The following is an 11,996-nucleotide window of genomic DNA, read 5'->3' as shown; positions in this document are numbered from 1 at the left end:
GTGAGCATTCTTGTCATTGGTGGGACAGGGCGCGTCGGCGGCCATGTGGTGCGCAAGCTGGCCGAGGCCGGCGAGAGCGTGCGGGTGCTGGGACGGACCGCGTCGGGGCCCGACGCGGTCCAGGGTTCGATCGAGGATCCGGCCGCGGTTCGCCGGGCGGTCGAGGGGGTCGCCGGCGTGGTGATCGCGGTCGAGTCCGGCGCCTCGGCCGCGAGCGCCAGCGCGGTGCACGAGCAGGGGGTCCGCAACGTCGTCGAGGCCGCCGCGCCCGGCACGCAGGTCGTGCTCGTCACGCAGATCTATCTGACCAGGGCGGACGAGCATCCCGAGATGGGCTACATCCTCGGCGCCCGGTTCGCCGGCGAGGAGGCGGTGCGGCGCAGCGGCCTGCCGTACACGATCGTCAGGCCCAGCTGGCTGACCGGCCGGCCGGGCGGGCGGAGCGCGCTGCTGCTCGACCAGGGCGACAACGGCGACGGCCAGGTCAGCCGCGAGGACATCGCCGAGATCTGCGTGCAGGCGCTGCGCGCGCCCGCCGCGCGGGGCAAGACCTTCGAGGTGTACGGCGTGCCGGGCGATCCCGTGGCCGACTGGGCGGCGGCGTTCGCCAAGCTCGAAGGCGACCAGGCGTGAGCCGCACCTGCCTGGTCACGGGGGCGAACCGGGGGATCGGGCTGGAGGTGGCGCGGGAGCTGGCGGCGGCCGGTGACACCGTGATCCTGACGGCGCGCGACCTGCGCAAGGCGGAGAAGGCAGTGGCCGGCATCCGGGGCGACGTGGTGCCGGTGCGGCTGGACGTGTCCGACGCGGAGTCCGTGGCCAGGCTCTCGCTTGACCGGCTGGACGTGCTGGTCAACAACGCGGCCATCCACTACGACACCTGGCAGCTGGCGGCCGAGGCGGACCTGGGCGTGGTGCGGGAGGCGCTGGAGACCAACGTGCTCGGCGCCTGGCAGGTCACCCTGGCGGTGCTGCCGCTGCTGCGCGCCTCGGGGCACGGCCGCGTGGTGAACGTCTCCAGCGAGGCGGGATCGCTGGCAAGCATGGGCGCGGGCACGCCCGCCTACGCGATGTCGAAGGCGGCGCTGAACGCGCTCACCCGGATGCTCGCCGCCGAGCTGCGCGGCGACCGCATCCTGGTCAACTCCGTGTGCCCGGGCTGGGTGGCCACGGACATGGGCGGGCCGGGCGGGGCGCCTGTCGCCGAGGGCGCGGCGAGCGTGCTGTGGGCGGTGAACCTGCCCGACAACGGGCCGACCGGCGGATTCTTCCGCCACGGCCGGCCCGTGCCGTGGTGATCACCGGGTGAACCAGGTGGCCGTGGCGCCGTTGCTGAACTCCCGGCGCGCGGTCGGCGTGAACAGGGCCGGGCGGAACTCTCCCGCGAAGCCGGGGATGCCCGTCCCCGCCACGACCGGGTAGCTCTTCACGACCAGCTCGTCGATCTCGGGCAGCAGGCCGGCCGCCAGCTTGCCGCCGCCGGCGAGCCAGATGTCCTTGCCGGTGTCTTCCTGCTTGAGCTCGCGCACCAGCCGCACGGGATCCTCGACCAGGCCCATGGTCTTCGACACGACGTACTCCCGCAGGTGCGCGTACGGGTTGGTCACGTTGATGGCCAGCGCCGGCTCGTAGGTGCCGCGGCCCATCACCAGCGTGTCGAAGGCCTGGTTGGGCGCGTCCACGGCCAGGCCGAGGTAGGGGCGGGCGTGCGTCGGCAGCGTCTCCGGGTAGTCGGACTTGATCCATTCGAGCATGTCGTCGGGCAGCGGATAGAAGTCGATCTCACCGCCCGGGCCGGCGATGTAGCCGTCGATCGACATCCCCACGAAGTACACGAGCTTTCGCAAAACTTCTCCTGTAGTACTCTGATTGAAGTGGTTTGACCGTAGTACTACATATGGAGTGGTGTCAATGGTGAGGCAGAACCTGGCCCGGCGGGCGGCGCTGGTGGACGCCGCGATCGAGGTGCTGGCGCGCGACGGGGCGCGCGGGCTGACGTTCCGGGCCGTGGACGCGCAGGCGGAGGTCCCGGTCGGGACGGCCTCCAACTACTTCGACAACCGCGACGACCTGCTGACGCAGGCGGGCGGGCGGATCTACGAGCGCCTGCAACCCGACGAGCGCACCACGGCCGAGTCCCTCGCGGGCCCGCGCACCAAGGAGCGCATCGTGGAGCTCATGCGTGACATCGTCGGCCGCATCACCGCCTTCAGAACCGGCTGGCTGGCGCTCCTGGAGCTCCGCCTGGAAGCCACCCGCCGCCCGGAGTTGCGCGCCGTCCTCACCGAGCGCATCAGGGAGGACGCCGAGGCCAACGTCCGCTATCACCTCGAATCAGGCCTGCCGGGCGACGAGACGACGGTCAAACTCCTCTACCTGTCGATGAACTGGCTCATCGTCGAACAGCTCACACTCCCGGACCTGCTCACCGACGACGAAGTCCAGAACCTCATCGCCGCCGCCGTGGAACGGAGCCTCCCCTGATGCCCGACCTCCAGAGCACCCACGCCATCGAGATCCACGGCGACGTGGTCACCAAGCGCTACGCCGACGCCGACGCCGGTGCCGCCGCCCGCGAGTGGCGGGCGCTGAACCTCCTGGCCGAGCACGCCCCGGGCCTGGCTCCGGTCCCGCTCGGCTTCGACGGCGAGGCGATCACGATGAGCCGCCTCGACGGCGTCCCCGTCCGTGGCATGGCGACCAGGCCCGCCGAGGAGCTGGCCAAGGCGCTCTCGGCGCTGCACGCCGTGGTGCCGCCCGCTGACCTGCCGGTGCGGCCGTGGCACGCCGAGCAGCTGAAGGCCCAGGTCCTCGAGTGGTGTACGGCATGGCACCCCCGGGACCCGCTGGCCGACCTGGCCGTCGCGGAGGGCGCCCGGTGGCTGGAGTCCTGGCGGCCCCGCGAGCCCGCCCCGCCCGCGTTCGGCGCGGGTGACGGGAACCTGGCGAACTTCCTGTGGGACGGAGAGCGGGTGCGCATCCTCGACTTCGAGGACTCGGGCCGCAGCGACCGCGTCTTCGAACTGGCGGAGGTTTCCGAGCACGTCGCGTCATGGGTCGATGGAGAGGTGAATATCCTGCCGTATTGCGAACTGTCGGAAACCGAGGAGCGGAGGCTGCGGGAGTGCCGGAGGTTGCAGGCGCTCACGTGGCTGTTCCTGCTGTCGGGCGAGGGACCGCGCAACCCGCCGGGGACGTTCGCGCGGCAGGTGCGCAGAGTGCTGGAGAGGTTGGAAGCATGAGGCTGGCGCGGGAGAGTGACCTGAAGGCGGTCGAGGAGATCGTGTTCGCGGCGTACGAGCCGTGGGTCGAGGTCGTGGGGATGCGGCCGCTGCCGATGGAGGCCGACTACCGGACGCTGATCGCCGAGCGGCGGGTCCACCTGACCGGGGAGATCGACGGGCTGATCGTGCTGATCCCGGAGGACGGCGCGCTGTACATCGACAACGTCGCCGTCCGTCCTGACCTGCACGGCAAAGGGGTCGGCAGGAAGCTGCTGGCCTTCGCCGAGGACGAGGCGAGGAGGCTGGGCCTGCCCGCGACCCGCCTGATCACCAACGTGAAGATGCTGTCCAACCGCGCCCTGTACGCCCGGCTCGGCTACCAGGAGGTCGGGTTCAAGGGGGTCGAGGGGCGGCAGGCCGTGGAGATGCGGAAGGAGCTCAGCTAGCCAGCACGCCCAGCAGGTGCGTCACCTCGCGGGCCACGGCGTCGCGGCCCGCCCTGAGGTACTTGCGGGAGTCCACCACCTTCGGGTCCACCGCCAGGTACTCCCTGACCGCGCCAGTGAACGCCTTGTTCAGGTGCGTGGCGATGTTGATCTTCTTCATGCCGTGCCGTACCGCCTCGCGCAGGGTGTCGTCCGGCACGCCCGAGGATCCGTGCAGCACCAGCGGCACCGGCACCGCGGCGTGCAGCTCGGTGATGAGGTCCAGGTCGAGCACCGCGTCCTTGGTGGTCATCGCGTGCGAGCTGCCGACCGCCACGGCCAGCGCGTCGACGCCGGTGCGGGCCACGTAGTCGACCGCCTCGTGCGGCTTGGTGCGGACCCCGGGCGCGTGCACGCCGTCCTTGCCGCCGACCTCGCCCAGCTCGGCCTCCACCCACACGCCCCGCTCGTGGCACCAGGCGGCCACCGAGGCGGTCGCGGCCACGTTCTCCTCGTCCGGCAGCGCCGAGGCGTCGAACATCACCGAGCCGAGCCCCAGCTCGACGGCCTCCTCGACGAGCGCGCGGTCGGTGGCGTGGTCGAGGTGCACCGCCACGGGGACGCGGGCGGCCCGCGCCACGGCCAGCGAGGCGAGCGCGATGGGCGCCAGCGCGCCGTGGTACTTCACGCAGTTCTCGCTGATCTGCAGCACGACGGGCAGGTCCACCGCCTCGGCCCCCGCCACGATGGCGGTGGCGTGCTCGAGCTGGATCACGTTGAACGAGCCCACGCCGAGCGGCGCGTCGCGGACGATGTCGCCGATGGAGGCGAGGGGCATGGCGGACTCCTTAGCTGATGACGATCTTGGGGTGGATGTCGGCGTAGACGTCGCGGTCGAAGTCGCCCGCCACCGGCGCGGCCACCGCCGCCGCGCCGAGCGCGGCCGCCCTGGCCAGCCGCGCGGGCCACGGCGTCCCCTCGACCAGCCCGAGCGCCAGCCCCGCGACCAGCGAGTCGCCCGCCCCCGTGGGATTGCCCTCCACCCGGTACGGCATGCCGGCGCGGAAGGCGCCCTCCGGGGTGACCGCGAGCAGCCCGTCGGCGCCCATGGAGACGACCACCGCCTCGGCCCCCTGTGACCTGAGCTCGGCGGCGCCCTCCAGCGCGGTGCCACCGGGCACGGCCCTGGCGAGCTCCTCGGCGTTGGGCTTGACGACGGCCGGGCGGCCCTTGGGCGCATGGCGCAGCGGCTCGCCGTCGGCGTCGACGATCGCGGGGACACCCCGGTCGTGCGCCAGATGGGCGAGCGTGGCGTAGAAGTCGGCGGGCACGCCCTGCGGCAGGCTGCCGGAGATGACCACCGCGCCCGCCTCACGCAGCAGCTCGCCGTACCTGTTCAGGAAGTCGCCGATCTCGTCGGGCGTCACCGTGGGGCCGGGCTCGTTGAACAACGCGGTCCGCCCGGGTTCGGAGACGACCAGCGTGGTGCGGGAGTCGCCGGAGACAGGGACGAGCGCGTCGGTCAGCCCCGACGCGCGCAGGTCGGCCGCGATGGCCTCACCCGTGGGCCCGCCCGCCAGGCCGGTGACCAGGACCTCCTGGCCGAGCGCCGCCAGCACGCGGGCCACGTTGACACCCTTGCCGCCGGCGCGCCTGTGCACGGCCCGAACCCGGTTGACGCCGTCCCAGTCGACGGCGGGCACCTGGTAGGTGACGTCGAGGGCGGCGTTGAGCGTCACGGTGAGGATCATCAGGGCTCCGTCGTGGTCCAGGCTCCGCGCTGCATGACGCCGTCGACCTCCAGGGAGTCGGACAGGACCACGAGGTCCGCCACCTTCCCCGCGGCGATCGAGCCGACCTTGGAGTCGAGCCCGAGCACCCGCGCCGGGGTGAGCGAGGTCACCTGGACCGCCTCCGGCAGCGACAGGCCGACCTCCTGGACGGCGCGCCGGAAGGCCACGTCCATCGTCAGCGTGGACCCGGCGATCGAGCCGCCCTCCACCAGCCTGGCGACGCCGTCGGCCACGTCGACCTGCATGCTGCCGAGCACGTAGGTGCCGTCGCCCATCCCGGTGGCGGCCATCGCGTCGGTGATCAGCATGGTCCTGGACGGCCCGGCCACGTCGAAGGCCAGGCGGAGCATCGCGGAGTGGACGTGCACGCCGTCGTTGATGAGCTCGACCGTGACCCGCTCGTCCTCCAGCAGCGCGGCGATCGGCCCCGGCGCGCGGTGGCCCAGCGGCGGCATGGCGTTGTAGAGGTGGGTGGCGACCGTGCCGCCCGCCTCGATGCCCTCCAGCGTCTGGTCGTAGTCGGCGTCGCTGTGGCCCAGCGCCACGATCACGCCCTCGGCGGCGGCCGTACGGATCGTGTCGAGCGCGCCGGGCAGCTCGGTGGCGATCGTCAGCATGCGCACGTGGCCGCGGCCTGCCTTGAGCAGCCCGGCGAACTCGGCCGGCGTCGGCTCGCGCAGCAGCGAGGGATTGTGCGCGCCGCAACGCGCCTTGGAGATGTAGGGCCCCTCGAAGTGGATCCCGGCCAGCAGGCCGTCCTCGCACAGCTCGGCCAGCGACGCCGCGGCCGAGGCCAGGTTCTCCGGCGTGTCCGTCACCAGGCTGGCCACCATCGTGGTGGTGCCGTGGCGCAGGTGCAGCGCGACCGCCTCCCGCGCCTTGTCCTGCTCGCCCGTCGGGAAGGACCCGCCCGCTCCGCCGTGGTTGTGGATGTCGACGAAACCGGGCACGACGTGCCGCCCGCCCAGGCTGTGGCCCGCGCGGGGGGCGGATCCCCGGCCGACGTGCGTGATCCGGCCGTCTTCGATGGTCAACCACCCCTCGTGCACCCCTTCGGGCGTCACGATCCGGGCGTCGGAGAGAGTAAGGCTCATGGAGAAAGAATCACAGATCGCGTGAGGTGCAGGGGCTCGTCGGGGTTGAGCCCGCGGGCGAAGGCCCGGGCGACCGCGACACGCTGGGCCCTGACCAGTTCGGCCATCGGGTCCAGGTCGCTCTGGAAGAACGTGCCGCCGGTGACCTCCACCTGCTCGCGCAGGCCCTCGGGGGCGGCGCCGAGCATCCAGGTGACGCGGCCGGGGCCGGCGATGCTGATCGGGCCGTGGCGGTACTCCATCGCCGGGTACGCCTCGGTCCACGACCTGGACGCCTCGCGCATCTTCAGCGCGGCCTCCTGGGCCAGCCCGACCGACCAGCCGGTGCCGAGGAAGCTGAACTGCTCGGCCTCGACCAGCTCGGCGGGCAGCGGCTCGGCCAGGGCCACCGAGGCGTCGGCGATCGCCTGGGTGAGGTCCTCGCCGAGGCTGGCGCGCAGCATCGCGAGCTGGGTGGTGGCGAAGCGGGTCTGCACGACCGACTTCTCGTCGGCGTAGTCGAGCACGACGACCTGGTCGGCGGCCGTCATGACCGGGGTGTCCGGGTCGGCGGTGATGGCCGTGGTCGGCAGGTCGGTCTTGGCCAGCAGCTCCAGCACCTCGGTCGTGGTGCCGGATCGGGTCAGCGCGAGCACGCGGTCGTAGCGCCGGCCCGCGGGCGCCTCGGAGGCGGCGAACGCGTCGGTCTCGCCGAGCCCGGCCTGCTCGCGCAGCGTCGCATAGGCCATCGCGATGAACCACGACGTCCCGCAGCCGACGACGGCGACCCGCTCGCCCGGTTGCGGCAGCGCGCCCGCTAGGACGTTCTCGACGGCGCGGCGCCAGCACTCCGGCTGGGATGCGATCTCGGCTTCGGTGTGGGTGGTCACCACTTACCTCCCGATCGATGTTTGTTTCTGCTCTTTTTATATCAGAACAGCGCATATTTCTGCACTGGTGGCTCTGACCTCTCGTGATGTGCCACGCTTGCTCCTGACGGATCGCCAAGGGAGGGAATTCGTGTCCCGATACGACCGGTGGAACGCGATTCTGGAGCTGCTCGCGCAGGAGGGCCGGCTCACCGTCGAGGAGGCGGCGCAGTCGCTCGACGTCTCCACCGCCACGATCCGCCGCGACTTCGACCAGCTGGCCCAGCAGCAGATGCTCATGCGCACCCGCGGCGGCGCGGTCGCGCAGAGCGTGAGCTACGACCTCCCGCTGCGCTACAAGACGGCCAGGCACGCCGACGAGAAGCACCGCATCGCCTCTGCGGCCGCCGACCTGGTCGCCCCCGGCGCGGTCGTCGGGATGAACGGCGGCACCACCACCTCCGAGCTGGCCCGCACGCTGGCCACCCGCTCCACGCTCGAGTCCGGGTTCACGATCGTCACCAACGCGCTCAACATCGCCTCGGAGCTCACGGTCCGCCAGCACGTCAAGATCGTGGTCACCGGCGGCGTGGCGCGCCAGCAGTCCTACGAGCTCATCGGGCCGCTGGCCTCCGGCGTGCTGGAGCAGGTGACGCTGGACGTGGCCTTCCTCGGCGTGGACGCGCTCGACGTCGAGCTGGGCGCCTCGGCGCACCACGAGGGCGAGGCCAGCGTCAACCACCTGCTGATCAGCCGCGCCGCGCAGGTCGTGGTGGTGGCCGACTCCTCCAAGATCGGCAAGCGCGCCTTCTCCCGGATCTGCCCGATCACCCAGATCGACACGCTCGTCACCGACAGCCAGCTCTCCGACGCCCTGGCCGCCGCGCTCTCCGAGGCCGGCGTCAAGGTCATCAGGGCCTGACCTTTCTCCTGTACGGCAGGCCGCCCCACCCCCGGCGGCTCGGACTGCTGCCATAAGCTCAGTGCGGGTAGGAATGTCAGGGCAGGACGACGGCCGTATCCCAGGGGGAGCTATGACGGCGGGAAGGCGGGTGGCCCGGCTCGGGCCCGTCGAGCGGGCATCGGCGCTGGCCACGATGGCCGCGCAGGAGCTCGACGTGGTCGTGGTGGGAGGCGGAGTGGTCGGCGCGGGCATCGCGCTCGACGCCGCCACCCGCGGACTCAGCGTGGGCCTGGTCGAGGCGCGCGACTTCGCCTCAGGCACCTCCTCGCGCTCGTCGAAGCTGATCCACGGCGGCCTGCGCTATCTGGAGCAGCTCAACTTCGACCTGGTCAGGGAGGCGCTGCAGGAGCGCGGGCTGCTGCTGCAGCGCATCGCCCCGCACCTGGTGCGCCCGGTGCCCTTCCTGTTCCCGATGACGCACTTCGGCTGGGAGCGGCCCTACGTGGGCGCGGGCGTGGCGCTGTACGACACGCTCGGCTACGCGGCCGGGATGACCAGGGGCGTGCCGGGGCACCGCCACCTGTCCAGGAGCCGGGCGCTGCGCCTGGCTCCGGCGCTGAAGAAGGCCGCGTTCACCGGCGCCGTCCAGTACTGGGACGCCCAGGTGGACGACGCCCGCTACGTGATGACCATGCTGCGCACGGCGGCCACCTACGGCGCGCAGGTCGCGCCCAGGGCCCAGGTGGTCGGGTTCCTGCGGGAGGGCGACCGGGTCACCGGCGTGCGGGCGCGCGACCTGGAGAGCGGCGCCGAGCTGGACGTGCGGGCCCAGCAGGTGGTCAACGCCACCGGCGTGTGGACCGACGACATCCAGGAGCTGGTCGGCGGGCGCGGCCAGATCCACGTGCGCGCCTCCAAGGGCGTCCACCTGCTCGTGCCGCGCGATCGCATCCACTCGCTCACCGGGATCATCCTGCGCACCGAGAAGTCCGTGCTCTTCGTGATCCCGTGGGGCAGGCACTGGATCATCGGCACCACCGACACCGAGTGGACGCTGGACAAGGTGCACCCGGCGGCCTCGAGCGTCGACATCGGCTACCTGCTCGACCACGTCAACGCCGTCCTGTCGGTGCCGCTGACCAGGGACGACGTGGAAGGTGTCTATGCGGGGCTGCGCCCGCTGCTGTCGGGGGAGTCGGACGAGACCTCGAAGCTGTCACGCGAGCACGTCGTCGCCCATCCCGTGCCGGGCCTGGTGATGATCGCGGGCGGGAAGTACACCACCTACCGGGTGATGGCCAAGGACGCTGTCGACGCCGTCGCGCACGGGCTGGACCAGCGGGTGCCGCAGTCGTGCACGGACCGGATCCCGCTGGTGGGCGCCGAGGGCTACCAGGCGCTGTGGAACTCCCGGCACCGCCTGGCGCACACCAGCGGGCTGCACGTGGCCAGGATCGAGCACCTGCTGCAGCGCTACGGCTCGCTCATCGACGAGGTGCTCGAGCTGATCGAGTCCGACAGGTCGCTGGCCAGGCCCCTCAACGGCGCGGACGACTACCTGCGCGCCGAGATCGTCTACGCCGCCACGCATGAGGGCGCCAGGCACCTGAACGACGTGCTGACCCGGCGCACGCACATCTCGATGGAGACCTTCCACCGCGGCCTCGCGGTGGCCCAGGAGGCCGCGGAGCTGCTCGCCGTACCCCTCGGCTGGGACGGCGAGCAGGTCAAGCGGGAGGTCGAGTACTTCTGCAAGCGGGTGGAGGCCGAGAGGCTGTCCCAGGAGCAGGACTCCGACCATGAAGCCGACGCCATCAGGCTGGGCGCCCCCGAGATCGTCCCGGTCGCAGGTCCTGAGCACTCCTGAGCCGCGGATTAGGGTACGGCCACCGTCTTGGTGACCGAGCCCGTCGCGCCCTGGTTGTCGGTGACGGTGAGCTTGACGGTCTTGTTGCCCGCCGAGCTGTAGAAGTGGGTCACCGTGGCCCCGGTCCCGGTCGAGCCGTCACCGAAGTTCCACGCGTAGGCCGTGATCGTGCCATCGGGGTCCGAGGAGGACGAGCCGTTGAAGCTGCAGTAGTGCCAGATGAAGAACACCTGGCAGGTCTGCGTGAAGGCGGCCTTCGGCGGCTGGTTCGTCGGCGTGCCCACGGTGATGGTCTTCGCGGTCGACGCGCTTGCGCCCTGGTTGTCGGTCACGGTCAGCTTGACCGTGTAGGTGCCGGCCGCGCCGTAGGTGTGCGACACGGTCTTGCCGGATCCGGTCGAGCCGTCACCGAAGTCCCACGCGTAGGACGCGATCGTCCCGTCGGGGTCGGAGGAGCCTGAGGCGTCGAAGGAGCAGGCCAGCAGGGTGCACGAGTTGGTGAACGCGGCCACCGGCGGCTTGTTGCCCGGCCCGGAGCCCGGCGGGTACTGGGTGGCGTCGTGCACGTCGAGCAGCGGTTCCTTGACGCCGTCGCCGCTGTCGTCGGTCCAGTTGGAGTTGCCCGTCGCGATCAGCTTGGACCGTACGGCCAGCGCCCCGGCCCTGTCGGAAGGCTTGTTGGTCCCGGAGGTGAGGATCCCCGCGGCCCCGGCGACGTGCGGGCTGGCCATCGAGGTGCCGCTGATGGTGTTGTAGCCGCCGTTCATCCACGTCGAGTAGATGCAGGTGCCCGGCGCGGCGATCTCGACCGTGCTGCCGAAGTTGGAGTAGAAGGCCAGCGTGTCGTCCTGGTCGGTCTCGCTGCGGCACGGCAGCGTGCTGCCGCCCAGGCCGCCCGCCTTGCCGTCGATGTCGGTCAGCGCCGACACGGTCACCACGTCGGGGTGGTTGGCCGGGAAGAACGTGGCCGCGTCCTTGGAGCTGTTGCCGGCCGCCACGACGACCACGACGCCCTTGTTCGTGGCGTTGGTGATCGCGGTGCTGATCGCGCTGCTGGTGCAGCCGTCGCAGCCGAGGCTCATGTTGATGACCCTGATCGAGGAGGCGTGGGCCACCACCCAGTCGATCCCGGCGGCGATCGCCGACAGCGTGCCGGATCCGGCCGAGTTGAGCACCTTGACCGCGTGGATGCGGGCGCCGGGCGCGATGCCGACGGCGCCGATGCTGTTGTCGAGCGCGCCGATGATGCCCGCGACGTGGGAGCCGTGACCGTTGTCGTCAGTGCCGGAATTGTCCGCGCAGGAACCTGTCTGGCAGTCGGTCCGCTCGACCACGTTGAGGTCAGGGTGCGTGTAGTCGACACCGGTGTCGATCACCGCGACGTCGGTGTCGATGCGCACGTCGTCGGTGCCGTCGATGTCCAGGTTCGGGTTGTCCGGCGCGAACGCCCGTCGGACTCCGGTGCCGACGGTCTGGTCGAACGCGGTCACCTCGGCGTCGGCCTCGACGGTGAGCACGTTCGGGTCCGACTTGAGCGCCTCGGCCGCCTGCGGGGTCAGCTCGGCCGTGTAGCCCTTGAAGGCGTGCTCGTAGACGCCGACCAGCTGCCCGCCCGACCGGGAGACCTGGTCGCCGGCGATCGACCTGGGCGTCTCCCTGAGGATCGGCTTGAGCTGGACGATGTAGGTCTGGGTTTCGGCCTGGGCGAAGGCCGCGGACGCTGGGGCTGTGAGTGGCGTCGTGAGTAACGCCAGAGCGCTGACGAGTAACGCGAGCATGGGGGTGCGTCGTCGCATGGCAGCGTGAGCCCTTCCATGGGTGGCGGATGGGAACACCTGAAA

13 protein-coding genes are annotated in these 11,996 nt (G+C 71.5%); 7 read left to right on the top strand and 6 right to left on the bottom strand.

The features are described from left to right. Together ACIBHX_RS09590 and ACIBHX_RS09585 are read left to right on the top strand one after the other, a co-directional pair. On the top strand, nucleotides 1-633 hold the full coding sequence (locus ACIBHX_RS09590) for an SDR family oxidoreductase (RefSeq protein WP_397065907.1): 633 nt from the start codon (nucleotides 1-3) through the stop codon (nucleotides 631-633). Beyond that, on the top strand, nucleotides 630-1,298 hold the full coding sequence (locus ACIBHX_RS09585; protein ID WP_397065905.1) for an SDR family NAD(P)-dependent oxidoreductase: 669 nt from the start codon (nucleotides 630-632) through the stop codon (nucleotides 1,296-1,298). Before ACIBHX_RS09590 ends, ACIBHX_RS09585 begins: the two co-directional genes overlap by 4 nt. Here ACIBHX_RS09585 and ACIBHX_RS09580 read toward each other — a convergent pair whose 3' ends face one another. After that, nucleotides 1,299-1,847, bottom strand: coding sequence for a dihydrofolate reductase family protein (locus ACIBHX_RS09580; protein WP_397065904.1), 549 nt, complete (start codon nucleotides 1,845-1,847; stop codon nucleotides 1,299-1,301). A 67-nt stretch (nucleotides 1,848-1,914) separates the two neighbouring features. Here ACIBHX_RS09580 and ACIBHX_RS09575 point away from each other — a divergent pair, with 67 nt between their 5' ends. From ACIBHX_RS09575 to ACIBHX_RS09565, 3 genes are read left to right on the top strand one after another with little or no spacing between them, the layout of a single operon-like run. Next, on the top strand, nucleotides 1,915-2,484 hold the full coding sequence (locus ACIBHX_RS09575) for a TetR/AcrR family transcriptional regulator (RefSeq protein ID WP_397066069.1): 570 nt from the start codon (nucleotides 1,915-1,917) through the stop codon (nucleotides 2,482-2,484). Further along, nucleotides 2,484-3,242 carry a phosphotransferase family protein gene (locus ACIBHX_RS09570; protein WP_397065902.1) on the top strand — a complete coding sequence of 253 codons (759 nt, stop codon included), beginning with the start codon at nucleotides 2,484-2,486 and terminating at the stop codon, nucleotides 3,240-3,242. The genes ACIBHX_RS09575 and ACIBHX_RS09570 overlap by 1 nt, the downstream gene beginning before the upstream one ends. Continuing rightward, nucleotides 3,239-3,670, top strand: a complete 432-nt coding sequence (locus tag ACIBHX_RS09565; protein ID WP_397065900.1) for a GNAT family N-acetyltransferase — start codon at nucleotides 3,239-3,241, stop codon at nucleotides 3,668-3,670. The genes ACIBHX_RS09570 and ACIBHX_RS09565 overlap by 4 nt, the downstream gene beginning before the upstream one ends. Here ACIBHX_RS09565 and ACIBHX_RS09560 read toward each other — a convergent pair. Genes ACIBHX_RS09560 through ACIBHX_RS09545 form a run of 4 tightly spaced genes read right to left on the bottom strand, consistent with a single transcriptional unit; the run spans nucleotide 3,663 to nucleotide 7,405 of the window. Further along, a complete protein-coding gene (locus ACIBHX_RS09560) occupies nucleotides 3,663-4,487 on the bottom strand; it encodes a ketose-bisphosphate aldolase (protein ID WP_397065898.1) in 825 nt (274 codons plus the stop codon). The genes ACIBHX_RS09565 and ACIBHX_RS09560 overlap by 8 nt on opposite strands. A gap of 10 nt (nucleotides 4,488-4,497) precedes the next feature. Further along, entirely contained in the window at nucleotides 4,498-5,400 is a 903-nt protein-coding gene (locus ACIBHX_RS09555; RefSeq protein ID WP_397065896.1) for a 1-phosphofructokinase family hexose kinase, read from the bottom strand. Next, on the bottom strand, nucleotides 5,400-6,536 hold the full coding sequence (gene nagA / locus ACIBHX_RS09550; RefSeq protein ID WP_397065895.1) for an N-acetylglucosamine-6-phosphate deacetylase: 1,137 nt from the start codon (nucleotides 6,534-6,536) through the stop codon (nucleotides 5,400-5,402). The genes ACIBHX_RS09555 and nagA overlap by 1 nt, the downstream gene beginning before the upstream one ends. Further along, complete coding sequence (locus tag ACIBHX_RS09545; RefSeq protein WP_397065893.1) at nucleotides 6,533-7,405, bottom strand: SIS domain-containing protein; 873 nt, start codon at nucleotides 7,403-7,405, stop codon at nucleotides 6,533-6,535. The genes nagA and ACIBHX_RS09545 overlap by 4 nt, the downstream gene beginning before the upstream one ends. Nucleotides 7,406-7,535: 130 nt before the next feature. Between ACIBHX_RS09545 and ACIBHX_RS09540 the strand changes: the two genes are divergently transcribed. Both ACIBHX_RS09540 and ACIBHX_RS09535 read left to right on the top strand, forming a co-directional pair. Continuing rightward, entirely contained in the window at nucleotides 7,536-8,306 is a 771-nt protein-coding gene (locus ACIBHX_RS09540; RefSeq protein ID WP_397065892.1) for a DeoR/GlpR family DNA-binding transcription regulator, read from the top strand. Between the two features lie 112 nt (nucleotides 8,307-8,418). Continuing rightward, the gene (locus ACIBHX_RS09535; protein ID WP_397065890.1) at nucleotides 8,419-10,155 is read left to right on the top strand and encodes a glycerol-3-phosphate dehydrogenase/oxidase; all 1,737 of its coding nucleotides are present in this window, start codon (nucleotides 8,419-8,421) and stop codon (nucleotides 10,153-10,155) included. Between the two features lie 8 nt (nucleotides 10,156-10,163). Here ACIBHX_RS09535 and ACIBHX_RS09530 read toward each other — a convergent pair whose 3' ends face one another. Beyond that, nucleotides 10,164-11,951: a S8 family serine peptidase gene (locus ACIBHX_RS09530; RefSeq protein WP_397065889.1), complete on the bottom strand. Its 1,788-nt coding sequence runs from the start codon at nucleotides 11,949-11,951 to the stop codon at nucleotides 10,164-10,166. Between the last annotated feature and the right edge of the window lie 45 nt (nucleotides 11,952-11,996).

Source organism: Nonomuraea sp. NPDC050536 (genome assembly GCF_044457685.1).
Classification (GTDB): domain Bacteria; phylum Actinomycetota; class Actinomycetes; order Streptosporangiales; family Streptosporangiaceae; genus Nonomuraea.
This window is presented reverse-complemented; position numbering and strand designations above follow the sequence as displayed.